This window comes from Nocardia sp. NPDC051900, from assembly GCF_044452545.1.
Classification (GTDB): Bacteria; Actinomycetota; Actinomycetes; order Mycobacteriales; family Mycobacteriaceae; genus Nocardia; species Nocardia sichangensis.
This window is the reverse complement of record NZ_JBITBU010000010.1, coordinates 201,897-225,356: the sequence shown is the minus strand read 5'-3', so window position 1 is coordinate 225,356 and position 23,460 is coordinate 201,897. Positions and strand designations below refer to the sequence as shown.

Annotated in this window: 22 protein-coding genes; 8 read left to right on the top strand and 14 right to left on the bottom strand. The window is 68.3% G+C overall.

All coding sequences use genetic code 11. The annotated features are described in order from the left end of the window. Nucleotides 1-109: 109 nt before the first annotated feature. Nucleotides 110-928 (top strand): glycosyltransferase family 2 protein, encoded by an 819-nt coding sequence (locus ACIA5H_RS19425; RefSeq protein ID WP_397076974.1) that lies wholly within the window; start codon nt 110-112, stop codon nt 926-928. 42 nt (nt 929-970) lie between these two features. On the opposite strand, the gene ACIA5H_RS19420 is transcribed toward ACIA5H_RS19425, so the two are convergent. Together ACIA5H_RS19420 and ACIA5H_RS19415 are read right to left on the bottom strand one after the other, a co-directional pair. After that, nucleotides 971-1,114 (bottom strand): hypothetical protein, encoded by a 144-nt coding sequence (locus ACIA5H_RS19420; RefSeq protein WP_397076973.1) that lies wholly within the window; start codon nt 1,112-1,114, stop codon nt 971-973. Further along, a complete protein-coding gene (locus ACIA5H_RS19415; RefSeq protein WP_397076972.1) occupies nt 1,111-2,277 on the bottom strand; it encodes a class I SAM-dependent methyltransferase in 1,167 nt (388 codons plus the stop codon). The genes ACIA5H_RS19420 and ACIA5H_RS19415 overlap by 4 nt, the downstream gene beginning before the upstream one ends. 14 nt (nt 2,278-2,291) lie before the next feature. Between ACIA5H_RS19415 and rfbC the strand changes: the two genes are divergently transcribed. After that, a complete protein-coding gene (rfbC, locus tag ACIA5H_RS19410) occupies nt 2,292-2,855 on the top strand; it encodes a dTDP-4-dehydrorhamnose 3,5-epimerase (protein ID WP_379249802.1) in 564 nt (187 codons plus the stop codon). Here rfbC and ACIA5H_RS19405 read toward each other — a convergent pair. Genes ACIA5H_RS19405 through ACIA5H_RS19390 form a run of 4 tightly spaced genes read right to left on the bottom strand, consistent with a single transcriptional unit; the run spans nt 2,833 to nt 6,573 of the window. Next, a complete protein-coding gene (locus tag ACIA5H_RS19405; protein ID WP_397077024.1) occupies nt 2,833-3,867 on the bottom strand; it encodes an NAD-dependent epimerase/dehydratase family protein in 1,035 nt (344 codons plus the stop codon). The genes rfbC and ACIA5H_RS19405 overlap by 23 nt on opposite strands. Before the next feature lie 5 nt (nt 3,868-3,872). Further along, entirely contained in the window at nt 3,873-4,541 is a 669-nt protein-coding gene (locus ACIA5H_RS19400; protein ID WP_397076971.1) for a PIG-L deacetylase family protein, read from the bottom strand. Next, entirely contained in the window at nt 4,520-5,293 is a 774-nt protein-coding gene (locus ACIA5H_RS19395) for a glucose-1-phosphate cytidylyltransferase (protein WP_355073250.1), read from the bottom strand. Before ACIA5H_RS19395 ends, ACIA5H_RS19400 begins: the two co-directional genes overlap by 22 nt. Next, a complete protein-coding gene (locus ACIA5H_RS19390) occupies nt 5,290-6,573 on the bottom strand; it encodes a methyltransferase domain-containing protein (RefSeq protein WP_397076970.1) in 1,284 nt (427 codons plus the stop codon). Before ACIA5H_RS19390 ends, ACIA5H_RS19395 begins: the two co-directional genes overlap by 4 nt. Before the next feature lie 451 nt (nt 6,574-7,024). On the opposite strand from ACIA5H_RS19390, the gene ACIA5H_RS19385 reads away from it, so the two are divergent. The 3 genes from ACIA5H_RS19385 to ACIA5H_RS19375 all read left to right on the top strand — a co-directional run bounded on the left by ACIA5H_RS19385 (nt 7,025) and on the right by ACIA5H_RS19375 (nt 9,994). Next, a complete protein-coding gene (locus ACIA5H_RS19385; protein WP_397076969.1) occupies nt 7,025-8,542 on the top strand; it encodes a sugar transferase in 1,518 nt (505 codons plus the stop codon). Between the two features lie 170 nt (nt 8,543-8,712). Continuing rightward, entirely contained in the window at nt 8,713-9,540 is an 828-nt protein-coding gene (locus ACIA5H_RS19380) for an alpha/beta fold hydrolase (RefSeq protein WP_397076968.1), read from the top strand. Nucleotides 9,541-9,586: 46 nt separating this feature from the next. Then, nucleotides 9,587-9,994: a hypothetical protein gene (locus ACIA5H_RS19375; protein ID WP_397076967.1), complete on the top strand. Its 408-nt coding sequence runs from the start codon at nt 9,587-9,589 to the stop codon at nt 9,992-9,994. Between the two features lie 77 nt (nt 9,995-10,071). Here the strand turns inward: ACIA5H_RS19375 and ACIA5H_RS19370 are convergent, their stop codons facing one another. Together ACIA5H_RS19370 and ACIA5H_RS19365 are read right to left on the bottom strand one after the other, a co-directional pair. Next, nucleotides 10,072-10,815 (bottom strand): lysophospholipid acyltransferase family protein, encoded by a 744-nt coding sequence (locus tag ACIA5H_RS19370; RefSeq protein ID WP_397076966.1) that lies wholly within the window; start codon nt 10,813-10,815, stop codon nt 10,072-10,074. 11 nt (nt 10,816-10,826) lie between these two features. After that, complete coding sequence (locus ACIA5H_RS19365; protein WP_356963299.1) at nt 10,827-11,576, bottom strand: lysophospholipid acyltransferase family protein; 750 nt, start codon at nt 11,574-11,576, stop codon at nt 10,827-10,829. 76 nt (nt 11,577-11,652) lie between these two features. Between ACIA5H_RS19365 and ACIA5H_RS19360 the strand changes: the two genes are divergently transcribed. Together ACIA5H_RS19360 and ACIA5H_RS19355 are read left to right on the top strand one after the other, a co-directional pair. After that, the gene (locus ACIA5H_RS19360) at nt 11,653-12,615 is read left to right on the top strand and encodes a hypothetical protein (protein ID WP_379249789.1); all 963 of its coding nucleotides are present in this window, start codon (nt 11,653-11,655) and stop codon (nt 12,613-12,615) included. Between the two features lie 42 nt (nt 12,616-12,657). Next, on the top strand, nt 12,658-14,196 hold the full coding sequence (locus ACIA5H_RS19355) for a Rieske 2Fe-2S domain-containing protein (protein ID WP_397076965.1): 1,539 nt from the start codon (nt 12,658-12,660) through the stop codon (nt 14,194-14,196). Between the two features lie 54 nt (nt 14,197-14,250). Here the strand turns inward: ACIA5H_RS19355 and ACIA5H_RS19350 are convergent, their stop codons facing one another. The 6 genes from ACIA5H_RS19350 to serS form a co-directional block, all read right to left on the bottom strand. Then, the gene (locus ACIA5H_RS19350; RefSeq protein ID WP_379249787.1) at nt 14,251-14,592 is read right to left on the bottom strand and encodes a calmodulin; all 342 of its coding nucleotides are present in this window, start codon (nt 14,590-14,592) and stop codon (nt 14,251-14,253) included. Nucleotides 14,593-14,757: 165 nt separating this feature from the next. Further along, nucleotides 14,758-15,783, bottom strand: coding sequence for a peroxiredoxin family protein (locus ACIA5H_RS19345; protein WP_397076964.1), 1,026 nt, complete (start codon nt 15,781-15,783; stop codon nt 14,758-14,760). 54 nt (nt 15,784-15,837) lie between these two features. After that, entirely contained in the window at nt 15,838-16,779 is a 942-nt protein-coding gene (locus tag ACIA5H_RS19340) for a DMT family transporter (RefSeq protein ID WP_397076963.1), read from the bottom strand. Between the two features lie 81 nt (nt 16,780-16,860). After that, complete coding sequence (locus tag ACIA5H_RS19335; protein WP_397076962.1) at nt 16,861-18,204, bottom strand: MFS transporter; 1,344 nt, start codon at nt 18,202-18,204, stop codon at nt 16,861-16,863. A gap of 186 nt (nt 18,205-18,390) precedes the next feature. After that, nucleotides 18,391-20,178 carry a bifunctional diguanylate cyclase/phosphodiesterase gene (locus ACIA5H_RS19330; protein ID WP_355073270.1) on the bottom strand — a complete coding sequence of 596 codons (1,788 nt, stop codon included), beginning with the start codon at nt 20,176-20,178 and terminating at the stop codon, nt 18,391-18,393. 175 nt (nt 20,179-20,353) lie between these two features. Next, on the bottom strand, nt 20,354-21,616 hold the full coding sequence (gene serS, locus ACIA5H_RS19325; RefSeq protein WP_355073272.1) for a serine--tRNA ligase: 1,263 nt from the start codon (nt 21,614-21,616) through the stop codon (nt 20,354-20,356). A 92-nt stretch (nt 21,617-21,708) separates the two neighbouring features. Between serS and ACIA5H_RS19320 the strand changes: the two genes are divergently transcribed. Next, nucleotides 21,709-23,409, top strand: a complete 1,701-nt coding sequence (locus ACIA5H_RS19320) for an aldehyde dehydrogenase family protein (protein WP_397076961.1) — start codon at nt 21,709-21,711, stop codon at nt 23,407-23,409. Nucleotides 23,410-23,460 lie beyond the last annotated feature (51 nt).

Below are 23,460 nucleotides of genomic sequence, written 5' to 3'. Positions count from 1 at the left end.
CAGCGCTGGGAATTCCGAATGCAGATGCCAACTCGCGGTGAAATGTGGCATAGTTTCGGCAATTACGAGGCAATGTACGATCGCGATTCTGGCAAAGGGGCGGCTTGGGATGCGGAAACTGTCGGTGTGCGTGCCGGCCTACAACGCGGAACGAACTCTGTCCGCGACCCTGGACTCGGTGCTGGCCCAAGATCTCGATTTCGAAGTCGTGATCCTCGACAACGCGAGCACCGACCGCACCGGTGACATCGCACGAGCGCGGCGCGATCCGCGCGTGCGTGTGCTGCGCAACGATCGGGTACTGCCGATCGGCGCCAATTGGGACCGGGCGATCCGGGAATCCACCGGGGACCTCGTGAAGGTGGTCTGCGCCGACGACATCCTGCGTCCCGGCGCCCTCACCGCGCAGTCGGTGGAGTTCGACGACGACGCGATCGCGTTGTGCGCGGGCAGGTTCGACGTGATCGACGAGTCCGGCGACATGCTCGAGACGGGGCTTGGGCTGCCGCAGCTGGTCGGCAGGCACGGCAGCCGCCATCTGGCCCGGATGATCGTGCGCCGCGGACCGGCCGACTTCGGCCCGACCGCGGCCGCCATGTTCCGGCGTACCGACTACGACGCCGTCGGCGGACTGCGCGGCGACCTGGTGTTTCCGATGGATGTGGACCTGTTCGCCCGCGTCGGCAGCCGCGGCGCTTTCGTCGGGCTCGGTGACATCGTTGCCGCGTGGCGGAACTCCTCGTTCAACCTGTGCAGTCGCACCTCGACCCGTAGCAAGCTCACCGAGCAGCTGCGATTCCATCATCGCCTGGGCGCCGATCACCCGGATCTCGTGCGTCCGGCCGACGTGCTGGCCGGTGATCTGCGTCTGGTCCGGGCGTTGGGGACGCGGCTGCGGGTGCGCGCGCGGGCAACGGTAGGCCGCTGAGCACGATCGCGGTCGCTTCTGTCCGGTAGGGTCCACTGTCGATCACACCGTCGAGCTCGTGCCGTCGACAGCGGCGGTGCCGCCGCACATCGGCAAGACAGCCACGATCATCAGCGCCGTGGCCGGTGCGACCGAGTGAGTGGGCCAGTGCAGCCGGTGTCGGCGCATCCGAGGGGTGGTGTTCATCGGTACGGCTGTCCTTCGCTCGTGAACTGCTGGCCGGGGGCGGCCCGGGGGGTGTGGCGGTCGTCGCCACCTCCTTTTCTGGGTCCGTGGGGATCGTCGAGGAACCAGCGACCGTCGAGTTCCGGAAGTCCGGACGACACTTCACCCAGCAGGTCGGGCAGCGTCAACAGCACCCGGTCGGGTGCTGCCGCGATCAGCTCCCGTGGGCTGATGATCGGGATGTCGGTGCCGGGCATTCGGCGTCCCTGCTTGGCGGGCGCGACGTCGGCGACGCCTGCGACAAGCCCCTGGTGCGCACCAGCCAGCGACAGCAGGGCAACTGCCCGGGACGCCGCCCCGTAGGCATAGACTCGCTGCCCGGCTGCGGCCGCATCGATCAGCCAGGTCCGCAGCGCGCGCACGTGATCGTCCACGAACCGCTGTAGCCGGCGCAGCGATTCCGAGGTGATGAGCTCTCCTTCGCGGGACAGGATCTCGCGCACGGTGTGGTCGGGCGCTGCGGGGCCGCGCCGAGCTGCCACCAGCACCGTCCCGCCGTAGAGGTCGAACTCCCACGCGGTGGTCACGCCCATGCCCGCGCCGGTGAGCGCCAGGCTCAGCGCATGCAGGGAGTAGTACGCGAAATGCCCGTGGCGCAACGCGTTCCACTGCCGCTGTGCCACGATGGCGGCGAGCGAGTGGTACTGCAACAGCAACAATCCGCCCGGGGCGACGGCCGCGGCGCGGGCGGCGAAGGCTGCACGCTGGTCGGGTTCGTGCATGATGCCGAAACAGTCCAGAACCAGGTCCGCCCGCGCCGCGTCGGCTTCCGCGCAGCCACGCTCGGCCAGCAACGGCAGCCACGAACCACCGTGCGGACTGCCGAATTCGATGACCGTGTTGCCGCCCAGCAGGCCGGCCGCGTCGACCCGCGCAATCGCGTCAGCGGCCTGATCACGGAGAGCCTGCGGCTCCACTCCACGGGGTTCGGACGCCACGGTGTCGTCTTCGGCGAGTTGTGCCAGCTCGCATCGCGCACACCGCACCATCCGCAGTGGATGCGTGGTCTCCGCCGGCGTCACCGGTCGTGCCGCGGGCGGGAAATCATCGGCCGCGGGCACCGTCCCGAGATCCAGGACGGTGTGCAGAACGGCGCCGGAGCAGGCGCGGCAGCGGCCGGTCATGACACGATGCCGGTGTGCGTATCGAGCAGACCGACCTGGCCGACGTGGTGGTGCTGATCCCAGCGCCCGTCCGGGACGACCGGGGCCTTTTCACCCGGACCTTCGATGCCGCCGAATTCGACTCCCACCTGGGGATTCCGGGAATTTCCGCCAGTTTTGTGCAGGACTCGCAGTCCCGGTCGCGCCGGGGGGTGGTGCGCGGCATGCACGGCCGATCCGGGCGCGGCGAGGCCAAGCTGGTCCGCTGCGCACACGGCGCGGTGCACGACGTGCTGGTCGATATCCGGCCGTCGTCGCCGACGTTCGGCCGGACGCAGGCGTTCCGGCTCGACGACGAGGAGTTCCGGCACCTGTACGTGCCGCCGGGATTCCTGCACGGATTCCAAGCGCTCACCGACACCGCCGACGTGTGCTACCGCATCGATCGGCCGCACGATCCCGCCGAGGATCTCGGCGTCGCCTTCGATGATCCGGACTTGGCGATCGCCTGGCCCCTGCCGGTGACGGTGGTGTCGGATCGCGACGCGAACGCGGGACGATGGGAGCATCTGCGGGCTACCCTGTCGCCGGCGCGGTGACCGCACACAGCCGCGGGTCCAGCGCGCCGGACGCGCGCAGCCGCTGGAGCCACGTGAGTCGCGTGAATCGCTGGAAGAAGGCGTCCTGGGTGAGGCCGCGTTCGGTGTACTCACGGTAGAGTTCGGCGGCGCCGTCGGGCACCGACCACTGCGCCTCGAACCCGAGCACCGCGCGAGCGGCGGAGAAGTCGACCCGGTAGGAGCGTGGGTCGGCCCCGGTCTCGCCGGTGACCAGCAGCCGCGACCCCGGCACGGTGGCCACCACCGACTCGGCGATCTCGGCAACGGTGAGGTTGTTTCGCTCGGTCCCGATGTTGAACGCCCGGCCGGCGACGGCCGATGCCGGTGCGGTGAGGCAGCGTTCGAAGGCTGCCGCGATGTCGCGGGCGTGGACCAGCGGCCGCCAGGGCGTGCCGTCGGAGAGCACCTTGACCACACCGGTGAGGACGGCGTGACCGACGAGATTGTTGAGCACGATGTCAGCGCGGGGGCGAGGCGAGAATCCGAACGCGGTGGCGTTGCGCAGGAACACCGGAACGAAGTGGTCGTCGGCCAGCGCCGCGACGTCGTCTTCGACCCGCACCTTCGACTCGGCGTACGGGGTGATCGGCCGCAGCGGCGCCGACTCGGTCACCAGCTCGTCTCCGGCGGCCCCGTACACCGAGCAGGTGGATGCGTACAGGAACCGTGACACACCGGCTTCTTTCGCGAGCCGAGCCAGACGCACCGAGGCGCGATGGTTGATCTCATGGGTGACTTCCGGCGCGAGCGCGCCCAGAGGATCATTGGACAGCGCGGCGAGATGCACGATCGCATCGATGCCGCGGAGGTCTTCGATCCCCACCGATCGCAGATCGAGGCGCAGGCCCACCGGGTCACCGGCGAACTCGCCGAGTAGGCAGTCGGCGAACCAACCGGTGTCGAGCCCGATGACCTCGTGCCCGGCGGCCCGCAGTATCGGGACCATGACGGTGCCCAGGTATCCCTGATGCCCGGTGACCAGGACTCGCATCGTTGTCACTGCTTCTCCCATCGAATGACGGCTTTGTCCACCACGAAGGCTTCGGCGTACTCGGTGCGGCACTGCACGCCGCGGATCCGCGCGAGGGCCAGGAACGCGGTTTCGTCGAACCAGTCGCGACCGGTCTGGGACGGGTAATGCCGGTGCAGCAGTTGCGATTTCCGCTGGACCAGCTCCGCGTCGACCGGGTGGAACACGGTCGGCGCCGGTGTGTCGACCTCTGCCTTGAGGATCTCGTAGCCGAGGATCAGGTGGTCGCGGAACTCGGTCGGCACCAGCTCCGCGAGCGTGCGGTGATCTTGGTGCGCGTCGACCGGTTGCGGGGCGAACACCAGGTCCGGTTCACCCGCCCGGCGAAACTCCGCTACGGCCGTCTTGATCCGATCCCAGTGCGCCGGTGCTCGTCCGTCCGGGACGTCGAGCACCGTCAACTCCGGTGTCCGTCCGGCGCAGAAGGCGGTGAGCGCCGCCCGTTCCTCCTCTTCGCGCTCGGTGCCCGCACCGGAGAGGACCAGCGCGCGCACCCGCATACCCGGATGGTCGCGGGTCAGCGACAACAGCGTGGCGCCCATGCCGATCGGGATGTCATCGCAGTGCGCGCCGAGCAGGGCGATCTCGGCGGGCCGCGGGGGAAGCAGCGCGATCACGGCTCCCACACCATCCATGGCCGGTGTCCGCTGCGGTAGGCCGCGTCGAGCTCGGCGCGCTCCTTGAATGTATCCGCCGGCTTCCAGAATCCGTCGTGGCGGTAACCGAACAACCGGCCCTGGCCTGCGAGCGCTCCGCAGGCGTCCTCCACCAGATCTCCACCGGGTGGCAGCAGGTCGAAGATCTCCCGGCCGAGTACGAAATAGCCGCCGTTCTCCCACAATGGCATATTCGCCACGGGAACGATGTCCTTGACCTCGCCGGTAGGGCTGAGGTCCACACAGTGGAACGACGATTGCGGCGGCACCACCATGAGAGATGCCGCCGCCCCCGAAGCGTGGAACTGGGTGATCATCTCGTCCAGGGGAGCGTCGGTGAGGACGTCGGCGTAGTTGGCCAGGAAGTGCTCGTCGTCGCCGAGATGCTCGCGCACCCGGCGCAGGCGCTCCCCGATGGCCGACTCCACGCCGGTATCGACCAAGGTGATCGTCCAGTCATCGATGTCGCTGCCGAGCAACTCGACCCGGCCGTTGCGGATCACGAAGTCGTTGGACGCCGACTCCCGGTAGGTGAGGAAGAAATTCTTGATGTGCTCGGCGCCGTATCCGAGGCACAAGATGAATTCGGTGTGGCCGTAGTGCGCGTAGTACCGCATCACATGCCAGAGCAAGGGCCGCGGGCCGACGAGTTGCAGCGGCTTGGGCACCATGTCATCGCTGCCTCCGCGCATGCGCATGCCGTAGCCACCGCAGAACAAGACGACTTTCATCGGCGCCGGTTTCCTTTCGACTCGGCTCCGGCCTGCACCGTGCGGGCCGGAAACGCCGGGTCGATCACGTGCAGCTCGGGCAAGGGATAGGCGAGCCGACCGCCCCACTCGGCGACATGCCGCAACTGTGCGGTGATCTCGGACTCGAGATTCCAAGGCAGCACCACGATCACGTCCGGGCGATCGGCGTCGAGCCGGGCCGGCGGGTGGATCGGGATTCGCGTTCCCGGTGTGAATCTGCCGTGTTTGTAGGGGTTGCGGTCGACGGTGTACTCGAGCAGGTCAGGTCGGATCCCGCAGTAGTTGAGCAGTGTGTTGCCCTTGCCCGGTGCACCGTATCCGGCGACGCGTTTGCGCTGGTGCCTGCAGTCGAGCAGGAACCGAAGCAATTCATGCCGCGCCGACTCGGCACGCTCCCGCAGCGATGTGTAGCCGGCCACCGAGTGCAGTCCGGCGGCGCGCTCGAGGTCGAGCACCACCCGCACCCGGTCGCTCACCGCCTCCGCGGCGGCATCGGGGCGCACCCACAGCCGGATCGATCCGCCGTGCGTCGGTAGCCGATCGACATCTACCACGGTCAATCCGGCGACAGCGAGCGCACGCTGCGCCGACAGCACGGTGTAGTACTGGAAATGCTCGTGGTAGATGGTGTCGAACTGACCGGACTCGACCAAGTTCAGCGCATGGTGGACTTCGATGGTCAGCATGCCGTCATCCGCCAGCAGGATGCGCAGCGCATGAGTGAACCCGCGCAGATCCGGGATGTGGGCGTAGACGTTGTTCGCGATCACCAGATCCGCGGGGCCGTGTTCGGCACGGACGCGGCGTGCGGAATCCTCGTCGAGGAAGGCGGTTTCGGTGGGCACGCCCGACTCGCGAGCCGCTGCTCCGACGTTGGCCGATGGCTCGATGCCCAGGCATCGGATGTCGCGGTCGACGACGTGGCGCAATAGGTAGCCGTCGTTGCTGGCGACCTCTACCACGAAGGAGTTCCTGCCCAGCCCCAGCCGTGCGGTCGCGGTGTCGACGAACTCGCCCGCGTGCCGGACCCAGCTGTCGGAGTAGGAGGAGAAGTAGGCGTATTCGGTGAAGGTGTCCTCCGGCGTGATCAGCGCCGGAATCTGCAGTAGCAGGCAGTCGGCGCACACCCGGAGGTGCAAGGGATAGGTCGGCTCGGGCAGGTCGAGCTGATCGGCGGTGAGGAACGATTCGCACGGCGGCGTGGCGCCGAGGTCCAGAATGCTGGACAGCCTGTCGGAGTCACAGAGTCGACAGCGCACAGATCCGATCCTTTGCTCGAAACGCCCCGGCCCGCCGGAACGCCTGTCGCGGCACACGGAAGCAGAAGCTGCCCGGCGTATCACGAGATGCGCGCGACGAGAACGTCATTCGTGGTACCGACCGCACCTGTTGCGACCTTCAGCGTACCGACGGCAATATCGGCCGGGTTACACATCCGCGTTACTAACTGTGATATAGGGCACATTACGTATTCACATTCGTGGTGTTATTCCAAACGCGCATCACAATCGGTCGCTGGGTGGATTCGCATCAGTTAACATCCCGATCACGCTGCCTCGCGCACACCTTCTGACCGGCGAGAAATGTTGTGACACTTGCCGATCAAGTGCCGAGGAAGCGCTCGGTAGAGGCGGTCGGGACGCTGCCGGGACAGCCGATCCTCGGATCGGGTAGCAATTCCACCGTTGCCCCAGGAGGGGTGTTCTCTTGATGAAATCCAAGGCTGTCCCGGAATGGCATGGGACCGCCGAAATCCCACGATCCTTCACGGTTACCCCGGCTACCGTCTCGACCCGTAAGGCCTGGCGATCGGAGTACGTACGCCGCCTCGCCATCACCGATTTCGCCGCCGTATCCATCGCTGTGGGGAGTGCGCAGCTGATCCGTTTCAATGAGGGCGGCGCCCCGCCGCTGGCCTGGGAAGGGCCGTACCGGGTCGGTTACACGATGGTATCCGGGGCGCTGGTCGCGGGCTGGTTCGCGATCCTCGGTAGTGCGGGCAGCCGTGCGCCGCAGCTGGTCGGCAGCGGCGTCGAGGAATTCCGGCGGCTGATGTCGGCGACGATGCACCTGTTCGGCGTACTGGCATTCACGTCACTGGCACTCGAAATCAAGTTCGCCCGAGGGTATCTCGCGATCGCCTTTCCTGCGGGCGTACTCGCGGTGGTCGGCGGACGACTGTGGTGGCGCCACCAGCTTGCCAGGGCACGCCGCCGGGGACGCTATCGTTCGGCCGTACTCGTGGTCGGTACGGCCGAAGCGGCCGCGGCGATATCCGCGGCGTTCGCCACAGACCCGGGCACCGGGTACAACGTTGTCGGCGCCTGCGTGCCGGGTGGGCAATCAGGGGACGCGCCGCTGGCGTTCACCGGCGGCACGGTCGCGGTCGTCGGCGACGACAGCGCCGTGCTGCGGGCGGTCCTGCACACCCACGCCGACACCGTCGCCATCGGTCCGACCCGGCATCTCGGTCCGACCGAGTTGCGCAGGCTCGCCTGGGAACTGGATGCGCTGGGAGTCGAGTTCATGCTGGCGCCAGGGGCGGTCGACATCGCCATATCCCGGCTCACCAATCGGCAGGTCGCGGGAATGCCGATGATGCACATCGCCGAACCGCAGTACGAGCGGGCTCGGTCGGTCAGCAAAACGGCCTTCGACATCGTCTTCGCGACGATGTGCCTGCTACTGCTGCTGCCGGTGTTCCTCGTGATCGCGATCGCGGTGAAGACCACCAGCCGCGGCCCGGTCTTCTACCTGTCCGAACGCATCGGCCGATACGGCCTGCCCTTCCGCATGATCAAGTTTCGCAGTATGCACGACGATGCCGACCGATATGCCGAAGCTTTGATCGCACAGCAGGGTGCAAATCCGGTCTTCTTCAAGATGAAGATCGATCCCCGCGTCACGCCGGTGGGACGATTCCTGCGCAAGTACAGTCTCGACGAGCTGCCGCAGTTCCTCAACGTGCTGCGCGGCGACATGAGCGTGGTCGGGCCGCGACCGCAAGTGCGGCGGGAAGTCGACACCTACGACCACATGATGCGCCGACGCCTGCTGGTGAAGCCGGGGCTGACCGGCTTGTGGCAGGTCAGTGGCCGGTCGGACCTTCCGCTCGAAGACGCCGTGCGGCTCGATCTGTCCTATGTGGAGAACGTGTCCATGCGGATGGACCTGCGGCTGATCGCGCGCACGGTCGGTGTGGTGGCCCGGGGTGACGGAGCGTACTGAAGACCCTGCGGACCGGGCGGTAGTCGGATGTTCCGACCGCCGCTCGCGTAGGGCGGTCGAGAACGCACCCGATTCGGGCTGAGCACAACCGCCGCCGCGAAACACGGTGTCAGTGGCCGTGTCAGGCGGGTGTCAGGGCAGTGTCAGCCCGGACGCCGAGAGTTGTTGCCATGAAGAAGAACAGCAACCCGACCCGCGCTTCGAAGTGGACCGGCACGGTGCCGGTGGACGATACCGCCCTGGCGGTCACCGACACCGGCGGTCCCGGTATCCCCGTGATCTACTGCAATGGCCAGTTCGCCACTCAGGGCTACTGGCGGCGGGTCATCGCCGAGCTCGGCCCCGGCTACCGGCACATCACCTTCGACGAGCGCGCCCGCGGCAAATCCCGGCGTTCGGCGGACTATTCCTTCGAGGCCGCCGTCCGGGACGTCGATGCGGTCTCGGCGGCCAGAGGCGTGCACCGGGCGCTGTTGGTGGGCTGGTCCTACGGGGCAGTCGTCGCGGCGCACTGGGCCGACCGGAATCCGGACCGTGCCATGGGCGCGGTGCTGGTCGACGGCGCGTTCCCGTACGACTGGCTCGACGAGGCCATGGAGCAGCGGATCCGCAAGCTGTTCAAGCGGCTGAGCTGGTTCACGCCGCTGCTGCGCCCGACCGGTCTGACCCCGCGGATGACCGCCGAACAGATGGCCGAGAGCAACATCGAGCTCGGCAAGCTCTCCCGCGAGCGTGAATTGGGTCCCCTGCTGGACCGCAGCACTGTTCCGGTGCGGTATGTGGTTGCTTCGGGGACGTCGTTCGGAAGCCGTGGCGACGAGCAAGAGCGAATCCGCACCAGCCTCGACGGCGTGTGCGCCCGCAATCCGAACATCCGGATCGGCGCGAAGGTCGCCGGCAACCACGGCGCGATCCTGCGCAAGGACTTCCGCGCCATCGCCGATGCCGTCCGCCAGACCGCACCGGCCGGAGACCAGTACGGCTCGCCGAGCCACTGACCGGCCCGCCGACCCCCCCACACACATTTCGAAGGAGCACACCACCATGTCCATCACCCTGACCGACCAGGACAAGGCCACCGTCCGCACCGCCGCCTACGGCGCCGTATCGCTCATGGTCGCCGCCGACGCCACCGGCTCACCCCACAAGGCCGCCACGCACGGCAGCATCGCCCTGTCGTCGGCAACCGGCCTGGTCGGGCACGTACTCGCCGCGAAGTCCAAGGACATCACCCTGAACGGCAAGAACGTCGCCGAACTCGCCGACCATGTGCTGCCTGCCCTGACCGCGGCGATGAGGCTGCTCGCGAATCAGGACCCGGCCGAGGCCGACAACTTCCGCAGCACCGTCCTCGTCGCCATCGACGCAGCCGCCGGATCCCACAAGGGCGCGCCCGGCCCCGTCCTGGTCGAGATGGTCCGCAAGATCACCGCAGCGCTCGACGCGGCCTGATCGAGTGCCGCCCTACGACGTGTCACGAGGTCCTTTGCCCGACCTCGTGACACGGCAGCGTGGCGGGTACAGCGCCGTCACCGCGCCTTCGCGCGCCGCCGCCTCTCCATCTCCTCGCGTTCCAGCACAGCCGCCTCCGCGAGAGTCGGTGCGGTTCCACCGAGCCGTGCGGGGACCCAGCGGGCGCCTTCCACCATCGGATAGTCGCGTTGAGCGAGATCCAAAAGCTCACTCATCCGCGTCCGCAAGGTGGCGGTGAGTTTCTCGGCCGGTTCATCGGGTGGGATCGGTGCGCCGATCCGGATGGTGACCGGAAAATTATGGCGGCCCAACTGCTTGGGGATGTCCTTGGTCCAGATCCGATGAGCGCCCCAGATGACCAGGGGAACGATCGGGACCCCGGCTTCGACCGCCATGCGCGCCGCACCGGACTTGAATTCCTTCAACTCGAAGCTGCGGCTGATCGTCGCCTCGGGATAGACCACGACCACCTCGCCCTCGCGCAAGGCGGTCACCGCGCGGGCGTACGACTCGGCTCCGGCCGTGCGATCGACGCCGATCGCCTTGCAGTGCTTCATGAGAAAGCCGACGATGCCGTGTTCCAGTTCGGCCTTCATCATGAACCGGACGTTGCGGCCGGACTTGCGCCCGACCAGTCCGACTTCCATGAAATCCAGATAAGCCGTGTGATTCACCGCCAGCACCGCGCCGCCGGAACGCGGAATGTGCTGCCTGCCCTGGATATCGAGGCGCAGACCCTGCACGAAGAAGATGGCGCGGGCCAATCCGGTGAGAATGTCGTAAACCGGTTCGCGCGCCATCACGCCTCCCGCTACTGCCCCGCCGCGTTCTTGCGCGCGGCCTTCGCCTCGGCTTCGGCGGCGTCCATCGCGTCCGCCTCTTCCAGGGTAGGAGCGCTGCCGCCGAGCCGGGCCGGAACCCAGTACGCACCGGGCTCGTGCACATAGTCCTTCTGCAGGTCGGCCAGCATTTCCTGCATGGTCGAGCGGAGCTTGGCGGTGAGTTCGGCGGCGGGCTCGAACGGCTGGATCGGCTCGCCGACCGCGATCGAGATGGGCGTGTTGGTGCGGCCCAGCCGCTTCGGGAACCCCTTCGTCCAGACCCGCTGCGCGCCCCAGATGACGATCGGAATGATCGGCACCTCCGCCTCGATGGCCATGCGCGCCGCGCCGGACTTGAATTCCTTGATCTCGAAACTGCGGCTGATCGTCGCCTCGGGGTACACGCCGACCAGCTCGCCACGGCGCAGATAGTCCACAGCGGCCTTGTAGGAATCCGCGCCCGCCGAACGGTCGACGGGGATGTGCTTGAGCGCGCGCATGATCGGGCCGGAGATCTTGTCGTCGAAGACCTCCTTCTTGGCCATGAACCGGACGTAGCGCTTCGGGGTGCGCACCGGCAGGCCCGCGTAGGTGAAGTCCATGTAGCCGGTGTGGTTCACCGCCAGCACGGCGCCACCTCGGGCGGGAATGTGTTCATCGCCCTTGACGGTGAACTTCAGACCTTCGATGAAGAAGACGGTACGGGCGAGGCCGATGATCGTCCGGTAGACGGGTTCCACAAGTCCGCTAGCGTAGTCGCTGCTCGTCCCCATCGGCAGTTCGCCGCCGCCGCGCGCCGCGCCGGAGCGAGGACGCATGAGCAGCCCCGACCGCACGTCCGGAGAGAAGAGGATCGTCGAAGTGGAACGCGCCCGATCGGTACCGCGCGAGTACGACCGCAGTGCAGCACGCGAGCGGAACCGGGCCGGGCGAGCGACCCGCGCCGCGCTGGCCTGCGGCTCCGCCCTGATCGCTGCGATCGCGCTGACCGGATGCGATTCCGTCGTCGGCATTCCGGAGGAGACCCCGCCGCAGGCGGCCGTTCGCACGACACCGCCGGCCGCCGTCCCGGCCACGCCCCCGCCGAGCACCTCCGCGCTTCCGCCGGTTCCCGCCGACGCTCCGCCGGTCGGCGCGGTCGCGGGGGTGCCTGCCGCCGCCCCGGCGATGCGGCGCTGGGCGGCCGACCTGCGCTCGCACACCATCGCCGAGATGCAGGACAAGTGCTGGACCATCGCGCCCAGGAACGTCGCCGAGATGTACGGAGACCAGCAGGCCGTCCTCACCGCGTTGGCCCAGCCCGGCACGGCGGGCGAGGACGCCGTCGTCTGGAAGAGCCCGACCACCACCGTCGCCGTCCAGCGCGCCGAGATCGAGACCGGCTACGCCTGCCCGCGCGTCGCGACGGCCGGTGCGGAGATCGCCTACAACGACGCCGACGCCCGGCACACCGTGCGCCGGTACCTCTCCCGCTTCGTCGGCACTCCGCTCGACCCCGCCGACAAAGAAGGCGACTACCCTCTGATCTGTAAGGCGTCCCCGGCGTCCTGGGATCCCAAGGGCACCGGGCGTCCGAGCCCCGCGCCGCTGGCGAACAACCAGGGCGTGCTCACCGGGGCCACCGAGTTCGCCGACCAGCAGATCCGGTCGGAGCAGGTGAACACCGACTACATCGCGGTGCTCGTGCCGGTGACCAACTCCTCCGGTGTGACGCAGACCCGCACCTTCACCTTGCGCTCCGGGACGGACGGCTACTGCATCGGCGATGTCTCGCCGTAACCACTACCCTGGTTGGCTGGTAAACAGCAGGAGGAGCAGCTAGTGCAGATCGCCAGCGTCGGACACGCCGGATTCCACATCCGCACCGCGGCCGGGTCGATCCTTTGCGATCCCTGGGTGAACCCCGCGTACTTCGGTTCCTGGTTCCCGTTCCCCGACAACACCCAGCTGGACTGGGACGAGCTGGGCGCATGCGACTTCCTCTACGTCTCGCACCTGCACCGCGACCATTTCGACGCGAAGACGCTGGCCGAGCACGTGAACAAGGACGCGACCGTGCTGCTGCCGGACTATCCCGTGCCGGATCTGCGCCGGGAGCTCGAGCAGCTGGGCTTCCACAAGTTCTTCGAGACCGAGGACTCGGTCAAGCACACGGTGACCGGCCCCGGCGGGGACCTGGACGTCATGATCATCGCGCTGCGCGCGCCCGCCGACGGCCCGATCGGCGACTCCGGGCTCGTGGTCTCCGACGGCGAGACCACCTGCTTCAACATGAACGACGCCCGCCCGGTCGACATGGACGTGCTGCAGGACGCCTTCGGCCATGTCGACATCCACCTGCTGCAGTACTCGGGCGCGATCTGGTACCCGATGGTCTACGACATCCCGGCCCGCACCAAGTCGAACTTCGGCAAGCAGAAGCGTCAGCGCGGCATGGACCGCGCCCGCAGCTACATCGAGCAGGTCGGCGCGACTTGGGTGGTGCCGTCGGCGGGTCCGCCGGTGTTCCTGGACGACGAGTTGCGCTACCTCAACGACGATCGCGGTGACGAAGGCAACATCTTCCCCGACCAGAAGGTGTTCCTGGAGCAGATGGAGATCCACGGCAACGCGGGCGGGATCCTGATGATCCCCGGCTCGGTCGCCGACGTGCGCGGCGCCGAGCTGACCCTGACCCACCCGAGCGACCCCGCCGAGATCTACGACAACAAGGCCGAGTACATCGAACGGATGGCCCAGCGCCTCGCCCCGGTACTGGAGGCCGAGAAGGCAACCTGGGAGCGCGGCGACGGCTCGCTGCTGGAGCCGCTGCGCAAAGTGTTCGAGCCGATCATGGCCCAGAGCGACGTGATCTGCGACGGCATCGGCTACCCGGTCGGCTTGGTGATCGGCGAGGAGACCGTCGTGCTGGACTTCCCCAAGCGCACGGTGCGCGAGCCGATCGAAGGCGAGGGGCGCTACCGCTACGGCTTCCGCATCGCGCCGGAGCTGGTGCGCACGGTGCTGCGCGACCGGGAGCCCGACTGGGTGAACACCATCTTCCTGTCCACCCGCTTCCAGGCCTGGCGCATCGGCGGATACAACGAGTTCCTCTACACCTTCTTCAAGTGCCTCACCGACGAGCGGATCGCCTACGCCGACGGCTGGTTCTCCGAGGCGCACGACGACTCCGCCTCCACCGAACTCAGCGGCTGGGAGGTGCAGCGGCGGTGCCCGCACCTGAAGGCGGACCTGTCGAAGTTCGGCGTGGTCGAAGGCAACACGCTGACCTGCAACCTGCACGGCTGGCAGTGGGACCTGGAGTCGGGACGGTGCAAGACGTCCAAGAGCCACGAATTGCGCTCGCGCAAGTTGGACTGAATCCGAGACTTCCGGCCGGCGTTCACACGCCGGCCGGAAGCGTTTGCCAACCGATTACCGGTCGGCGACCTCGCGGGTCAACTTCGACGACCACGGACACCAGAAGCAGCCCGGCAGAAACGCGCCGCACGCCTCGTCCAGGTGATCGTTCACGTACATGATGCTGGCGTCGCAGACTTCGATCGCCATGGTGAAGAAGGTGATGGTGTCGGGGTCCAGATGGAAGTCCCAACCCGGGTTGTAGGGGGCGGGCATCTTCCGGATCCGGCCCATGACGTGGACGGACATCTGCTCGTCACCCGACAGGATGCGGCGTGCTTCGGCGATCCGCTGCTCGTTGGTCAGCTGGATGACGAACTCTTTGCCGGAGTAGTCGGTGAATGCGAAGAGCGCCATGTCTTCCCCTCTTGTCGATGGGTCGTGTTGGTTGGATGGCGAATTCCGCACCGGTGCGGTTCGATCCTATCGGCGCATCACCGCAGATTTGCTAGAAATTTGCTAACCAGTAGATAACCGGACTCGGGTCGGTCTCGGCGGCAGAAAAAGAGGTACGCCCCGAAACTAACGCGCGGCCCCGGCCGGGATCTTGTCGCGCGCCGGTTTGCGCGGCGTTGCCCGCACCGTGCTGATCAACTCGCGGATCGCGATGCCCCCTCTGGCCACCGGCGCGGCGACACGTCCCTCGGGATCGATCAGCACGGCGGACGGCGTACCGCGCACCCGGTAACGCAGGGCCGCCTCGTTGCCCTGCTGCACGAGCGAGGGAATGTCGCCCAACCCGTGCTCGGCTCCCCACGCGGCCTGCTCGGCGGCATCGCCGTTGCCGACCGCGACGATCGCGAGGGCGTCTCCGGTTCGCGCACGCCAGCGGGGCAGTTCCCGTGCCAGCGCCGCGCACAGCTCGCAGCCGGGGTGCACGAAGACCAGCAGCACCGACCTCGCCGAGGCCAAGAGATCCTCGAGCGTGGTCTTCGTTCCCTCGGGGCCGAACAGTTCGAACTCCGGCGCCACCGCACCGACGGGCAAGCCCTCAGCGCCCAGCGTGGACAACGCCTGCTCGTCCACTCGGCGGCGCAGGACACGCAGCTGGCCGGTCAACCAGACCAGCACCGCGACCACTGCGGCGACAACCGCGCAGCCGACCGCGTTGTCGGCGGGCAGACCCATCGGAACGCGCGGATGTGTCTGCGCGCCGATGCCGACAACCACGGCGAGCGCCGCGAGAAGAGCATTGCGCACCAGCGTCCTCGGTCCGATCGGCGCCGCGCTCGCAGCACCGAAACAGGAACAGGAAGGATGCTCACCCCGGCGCAGCAAGCGCGTGATCGCCACGGTGAACACGGCGAGCAGCAGCAGCGCCGCCAGCGCCGCCGGGCCGCAAACCCATGGAAACAGCACACCGACCGCGATCATCGCCTCGGCGATCGGCAACCCCCAGGCCACCGCGGACGCCCAGCGCAGCGGCACCCCGAAATCGCTCACCGCCTGCCGTGCCGCGCCGCGATCGGTCAGCTTGCCCCAGGCCGACAGCGCGAAGACGGCAGTCAGTCCCAGCCGCGAAACCCACACCCCGTATTCGATCAGCATGAGCGCACCCTCCCACATTCATGCACTTCGAACATGAATGTCGGGCGAGTGTCCTCAGGACTGCGACCGAGTCGCGATGGCGACCGCGACCAACGTCAGCACACAGCCGACGATCGCGGTGGCGGACAAGCCCGCGCTGGTCGGGGTGAGCGCGTCGAGGACCAGAGAGGCCAGCAACTGTCCCGCCACCGAGGTGAGCCCGAGCAGCAGCACGCCGATCCACCGCACCGCCAGGGCGGCGAGGGCGATGAAGGCGACGCCGATGAAACCGCCGGTGTAGAGCCAAGGCTCGGTTGGGAATGCGGCCGGGCCGCCCGAAGTCGCGATGACCACGGCCTCGATGAAGAGCAGCGCGGCCAGGCCGACGCAGAAATTGACCATCGCCGCCGACATGGCTCCGCCGACCGCGCCCACCTTGCCGTTCACCGCTTGCTGCCAAGCCAGGCCGATGCCCGCCAGCGCGGGCAGCGCGATCAACAACACGGTCGGCGTGCCGCGTAGCGCGTCGGGCACGGAGAGACCACCGGTAGCGCGGTGGTGCCCGAATCCGGCTACCAGCACCGCCGCCACCCCGAGCGCCGCACCCACGAGACGCACCCCGGTGACGGGCGTCCGCCCACTCGGACCGAGCCCGAGCCGGTCGACGGCCAGGCTGCTGAGCAACTGCCCCGCGACGGTCGCAACGGTGAACGCGGTGACGCCGATCGCGGCGACCGTCAGCCCCTGGCACGCGACGAAGAACGCGCCGCACAGCCCGCCGAGCAACTGCCACGGCCGCAGTCCACCCTCGGCCAGAGCCAGCCGCACCCGCCGCCCACCGTCCCGCAGCCGCCCGCTCACCGCGAACGCCACGCCCAACACGACCAGTCCCACCCCGAAACTGATCGTGGCCGCGGCGATCCCATCCTCCAATCGCGCCCCCAACGCGCCATTGATCCGCCCCTGCACCGCCACCCCGGCACCGATCCCGAACCCCGCAAACAGCCCCAACCGCACTCCCGCACGCTACCCAATCGTCGAGTGGCACATCACTTCGGCATTTCGCGAGAAGCGCTCTCGATGGTGTGCCACTCGTGGTCAGTGACGGGGTGGGAGCCAGCGGGGAATGAGGGCGGCGATGGCGAGGATGGAAGCGCCGAGGATGGCCAAGAGGGTGGACATGGCGGCGTGGAGGGTCAGGAGGGCGGCGAATCCGAAGACCGCTAGGGCGATCACCTCGCCCAGGAGACCGGAGACCGAGGTGACGGTCGCTCGGGCGGGACCCTCGATGGCGTCTTGGAGGCGGGCGGCCGCGACGATGCCCGCGTTGTAGACGATGCCGTAGGAGATTCCGATCGACGCGAAGCCGAGGGTGGTCAGCAAGTACACCGCGTCCGGACGACCGGTCGCGAGACCGGCTATCAGCGCGCCGACGAGGAAGAGCACGCCCGCGACACCCACCGCGATCGACATCGTCCGGCCCGACATTCCTTCGGTGCGCCCCGCCAGCACCGACCCGGTCAGCGAACCGAGCACAGTGAGTCCGACCAGCAGTGGCACGACGGCCGTCGATACGCCCGCCTCCTCCGCCAGCAAGGCGAAATACTCGTCGAACGCCGTGATCCCGAACAGCAGCGCCTCCAGCAGCACGCCGTAGCGCACCATCCGCACGCGAAGGGCCTCGCCCACACCGGCATTCAGCATGGTGAGGTAGCGCGCGAACGTTCCCGATCTTCTCGTGACGTCCGCCTGATCATCCCGAGTCTCGTCATAGCCCTCGATCACCGAGACGGACCCGCGTACATCCGCATTCGAACCCGCGGAGCCGCCCGTCTCACCGGCCACCACGGAAGGTGACGCGAAAGATGCCGACTCGTCCTCTTCGAGATCATCGACGTTCGCCGCGGACACCGCCTTCGGCGCGGTGGGCAGCGAGAGCGCGACCAGCGTGTGCACGGCGGCCAGAGCGACACTGGCCCAGCCGACCAGGGCATAGCCACCGATGAGATACAGCGGCGTCGCGGCGACGATCGCGATGACGACGGCGGTTTCCGCACCGGCCCGGGTGTAACCGAGGATGCGCGGATATGTCGACGACGCACCGCGGGCGGCGAGATCGTCGTACAGCAACGCTTCGAAGGTGCCGGAGGCCAGAGCGCCCGAGGTACCCCACAGCACGAACCCGGCGGCGAAGCCCGTGAAGGAGGGCGCCGCCGTCCACAGCGCGAAGCCCGCCGTCAGCAGAACACCGCTGAGCACGAGCAGTCCGCGCCGCGAAACCGTGTCGGCCCACGCACCGGAGGGCACCTCGAGCAGGAACGAGGTCATCGACCAGATGGCGAACAGCAAGGAGATCTGCCCCGTGCTCATGCCGTGGTCGGCGAACAGCAGGGCATACAGCGCGTACAGCGGAATCAGTTCACCGGTGCTCTTGAAGAGCACCGCCCGAACCGTCAGCGAGCGCAGACTGAAAGTACGCGCGCTACCCGTCCGACGGGCGCGCGGCGATCCAGCGAATCAATAGGCGTAGACGAGCAACCGCATGCCGATCAGCATGGCCATCCCTGCCTCGCGGCGTCAAGGGAATTACCGCTCGGGCGCGTCGAAGGGAATCGGTCGCCGCGCGAATCAGGGCAACGGCACCCAGCCGTTCGCCGGAACCGAATCTCCGTCGCCCAGCTCCCGGTCGGTGACGCCTTGGCCGATCCGGCCCTTGTTCTCGTTGAGGTCGCTGATCAGCTCCGAGACCGGATGCGAATCGCTGTAGTGATACCCCTGCGCGAGCGCGAAGCCCAGTTCGGTGAGCACGGCGGCCTGATATTCGGTCTCCACGCCCTCGGCGATGACCTGCAGGTCCAGCGCGTTGGAGAGCGCGGCGATCACGCCGAGCAAGGGCGGCGCGGGCGAATCCGAGCGGATCGCGGCGACGAAGGACTGATCGACCTTGAGAATGTCGCTCGGCAGCGTGGCCAGTCGGCTGAGCGAGGAGTATCCCGTGCCGAAGTCGTCGATGGCGATGCGCACGCCACGGTCGCGCAGGGTGTGCAGATTCTCGATCGCGGTCTGGGATTCGGCGGCCAGCTCACTTTCGGTCACTTCGAGCACCAGCTGGTCGGCGGGCCACCCCGTGGCGGCGAGGATGCCCGCCACCCGGTCGGCGTAACCGGTCTCGGCCAGCTCCAGCCCGCTGACGTTCACGTTCAGTGTGAGATCCAGCTGGGCGAAGGTTTCCTGCAATCGGGCGGCGTCCGCGCAGGCCCGGCGCAGCACCAGTTCGTCCAGATCGGCGATGAGGTCGTATTCCTCGGCGACGCGGATCAAGCCCTCGGTGGTGACATCCGGTTGCGCGCTCGACGACCAGCGCAGCAGCGCCTCCACACCGACGGCCTTGCCGCCGCCTTCGGTCAGGCTGACGATCGGCTGGTAGTGCACGTCGAGGGCGCCCCGGTCGATCGCCTCGCGCAGTTCCACCGCCAGCGGCAGCTGCCGCGAGGACTCCAGTACCGTCCGGTTGCGTCCGGCCTGCTTGGCCCGGTACAGGCCGACGTCAGCGCGGCTGACCAGCAGCGACCCCGATTCGCCCGGCTGCCAGGAGGTCACGCCTGCCGAGCAGCCGGTGGTCACCGCGGCGCGCAGCTGTTCGGTGAGCAGGATCGCGGCCTGCTCGGTGGTGTTCGGCAGCAGCAAGGCGAACGCGTCCCCGCCGTAACGCGCCAGGCGCTGATCGGGAGCCAGAAGTTTCGACCAGGTGTCGGCCACCCGCTGCAGAACGGCGTCACCGGCGCGGTGCCCGAGATGGTCGTTGATCTTCTGGAAGCGGTCCAGGTCGACCAGCACCAGCGCGAGTCCGTGCCCGGACCTGGTGGCCTGCTGGATCGCGGTGTTCAGCGCCCGGTCGAAACCACGCCGGTTGAGCAGACCGGTGAGCACGTCGATGTCGGCTTCGGACGCCATCCTGGTCAGGATCCCGACGACGACGCCGACACCGAAGGTCACGCCGGCCGGGATCAGGCCCGACCACCACGGCAACCCGGGCGTCACCGGCCGCGCGGGCAGCACCCACAGGCACAGCGCCAAGGCGAACGCGATATGGGCGGCGGCCTGCGACCAGGCGAAGAACAGGGCCGCGTCGCACGCGATGAAGACATAGAACGCCGCGAGGCTGATCGCGCCCACCGTGTTCGGGAACGAATGCACCGCGATCGTCACCAACACCGTCGCGATCGCGACATAGACGTGATGAATCGAATGCGGCAGCCGTGGACCCCAAGCGAGCAGCGTGAGACCGAGCACCAGCGCCACCGCTGCCGCCCCGCCTACCAGCGGACGATTACCCTCTTCACCAGGGGCGATGGCGGTGATCAGCAGACCGAGCACCCCGCCCATGACGTAGAACGCCCCGGTGGTCCGAGCCATGACCATAGCCGTCGCCAACGCAGACGCGGCCCGCACCCGGGTTCGGGTATCGCCGCGAGACCCGATTCCTCGCACGACGAATAGCCTAGACATAAGGAATCCCCCTGGTTGCCACATCCCGGGAATACGGCATGGCGAACCAGTAGCTATTTACCTGAACGTCATTCGTCCGTTGTCAATTCGTCGGTCGGAGCACGTCGGTACCGACGAACGGGACCAGGGCGGACGGCACCCGGACCGACCCGTCGGCTTGCTGGTGGTTCTCCAGAATGGCCACGATCCAGCGGGTGGTGGCGAGCGTGCCGTTCAAGGTCGCGGCGATCTGCGGCCTTCCGTTCTCGTCTCGATAGCGGACGGCCAGCCGCCGCGCCTGGTACGTGGTGCAGTTGGAGGTCGAGGTGAGCTCCCGGTAGGTCTGCTGCGTGGGCACCCACGCCTCGCAGTCGAACTTGCGCGCGGCGGAGCTGCCGAGATCACCGGCCGCGACGTCGATCACCCGGTAGGGCACCTCGATCGCCGCGAGCATCTCCTGTTCCCAGGCGAGCAGACGCTGATGTTCGGCGTCGGCCTGGTCGGGCGTGGTGAAGACGAACATCTCCACCTTGTCGAACTGGTGCACCCGGATGATGCCGCGGGTGTCCTTGCCGTAGCTGCCCGCCTCCCGGCGGAAACACGACGACCAGCCCGCATAGCGCTTGGGGCCGTCGCTCAAGTCGAGGATCTCGTCCGAGTGGTAGCCCGCCAGCGGCACCTCCGAGGTGCCGACCAAGTAGAGGTCGTCGTCGGCGAGGTGGTAGACCTCCGCCGCGTGCTGGCCGAGGAACCCCGTGCCCGCCATGACCTCCGGGCGCACCAGCACCGGCGGAATCATCATGGTGAAGCCGTTGGCCACCGCCTTCTGCGCGGCCAGCTGCAGCATTCCCAGCTGGAGCAGCGCGCCGTAGCCGGTCAGGAAGTAGAACCGGGCGCCGGAGACCTTCGCGCCGCGCTCCATGTCGATCAGGCCGAGCGACTCGCCGAGCTCCAGGTGGTCCTTCGGCTCGAAGTCGAACTCCCGCGGCGTGCCGACCGTTTGCAGCACGACGAAATCGGCCTCGCCACCCGCGGGCGCGCCGTCCTGCACCACATTGGAGATGGCGCGGTGCGCGGTGTCCAGATCCACGTCTGCGGCGTGCTGGGCGGCCTCGGCCTCTTTGACCTTGACCGACATCTCCGACGCCTGCGCCAGCAGCGCGGACCGCTCGTCCTTGCTCGCCTTACCGATCAGCTTGCCCATCGCCTTGTGCTCGGCGCGCAGGTTGTCCGCGGTGGCCACCGCGGCACGCCGCGCCGCGTCCGCCTCGAGCAGCGCGTCGACGAGAACGGGGTCTTCGCCGCGGGCGCGCTGCGAGGCGCGGACCGCGTCCGGGTTGTCCCGCAGGAATCGGAGGTCGATCATGGGCCACCAGCCTAGTAGTCGGTGTGTTGCGCTTTCACGCCGATATCCCAGGATGCGGACCATCCACCTCGGATCGCGCGCATAGTGGGTTTGTGGGCACCCCATTCGACGAGACGGCCATCGACAACGCGCTGGCCGATCTCGCGGCGGGCGAGAAAGTGTGGGCCGCGACGTCGCTGCGCCGCCGCCGCGCGCTGCTCGACGAGATCCACGCCAGGACCGGCCGCCTCGCGGAGGACTGGGTGCGCGCGGCCTGCGTCGTCAAGGATCTCGGCGAGCACTCCGCGCTGGTCGGTGAGGAGTGGATGTCCGGGCCGCTCACGCTGCTGCAAGCCACGGCCGCGCTGTCGGCGACCCTGGCCGCGCTGGAGACCGGGCGAAGTCCACTGGCGGGCATCACGCTGCGGAAGGCGCCGGGCGGGCGACTGGCGGTGCCGGTATTCCCGTTCGGCGTCTACGATCGCTTGCTGCTCAACGGTTTCCGCGGCGAGGTGTGGCTGCGTCCCGGCGTCGACGCCGACGCCGCCCGTCGGCGAGCCGGACTCGCCCAGCTCGATCCCACCGCGACCGGCGGGATCGGCGCCGTGCTCGGCGCTGGCAACATCACCTCGATTCCGCCGCTGGACGCGCTGTACGAGCTGTTCGCGCACAACCGGGTGGTCGCGCTGAAGCTCAACCCGATCACCGACCCGCTGTTCACCGTGTTCGAGATGGTGTTCGAACCGCTGCTGGAGATCGGCGCGCTGCGAATCCTCACCGGCGGCGCGCAGCAGGGCGGTTACCTGGTGCGTCATCCGGACGTCGCGCACGTGCACATGACCGGCAGCGCGCAGACCCACGACGCCATCGTGTGGGGCCCTGGCGCCGAGGGCGCGGAACGCAAGCAGCACAACCGGCCACTGCTGGACAAGCCGATCAGCAGCGAACTGGGCGGCGTCTCGCCGACCATCGTGGTGCCCGGCGACTGGTCCGACGCCGATCTGCGCTACCAGGCCGAGCACGTGGCCACCCAACGGCTGCACAACGGCGGCTACAACTGCGTGGCCGCGCAGGCGGTGGTGATCGGCTCCGAGTGGGACCGCAAGGACGAGTTCCTCGCCGAACTCCGCCTGGCCATGGAGCGGGCGCCACAGCGCACGGCCTACTACCCGGGCAGCGACGCGCGGGTCGCCGACGCGCTGGCCTCGTACCCGGAGGCCGAGCGTCTCGGCGCGGGACGGGTGCTGGTCGGCGGACTGCCGCGCACCGGCTCGCCGCTGCTGCGCACGGAGTACTTCTCCCCCGTGCTGGGCGTGGTGGAGTTGCCCTACACGGGCGGCGAGTTCTTGCAACGCGCGGTGGACTTCGCCAACGCCGAGCTGACCGGCACGCTCGGCGCGAACCTGATCGCCGATCCGACGACCATCCGCAGGCTCGGTGTCGCCTTCGACCGCGCGATCGAACGGCTGCGCTACGGCGCGATCGCGGTGAACAGCTGGACCGGTCTGGCCTTCCTCGCGCCGCGTGCCGCCTGGGGAGCATTCCCTGGGCACACCCTCGACGACGTGCAGAGCGGTATCGGCGTGGTGCACAACGCCCTGCTGCTCGACGATGTGGAGCGCACCGTGGTGCACGGCCCGTTCCGGCCGGTGCCGCGCTCGCTGCTGGGCGGCGAACTCGCCCTCTCTCCGAAGCCGCCGTGGTTCGTCGGCAACGCCACCGCAGCGACCACCGGGCGCAGGCTCACCGAGTTCTACGCCGACGCCAACCCCGCCCGATTGCCCGGCGTCTTCCTTTCGGCCCTGCGCGGCTGAATCGCTCGTGGCCCGTGCCGCGCCGATCGGGGCAGGTCGTGGCACCGCGGC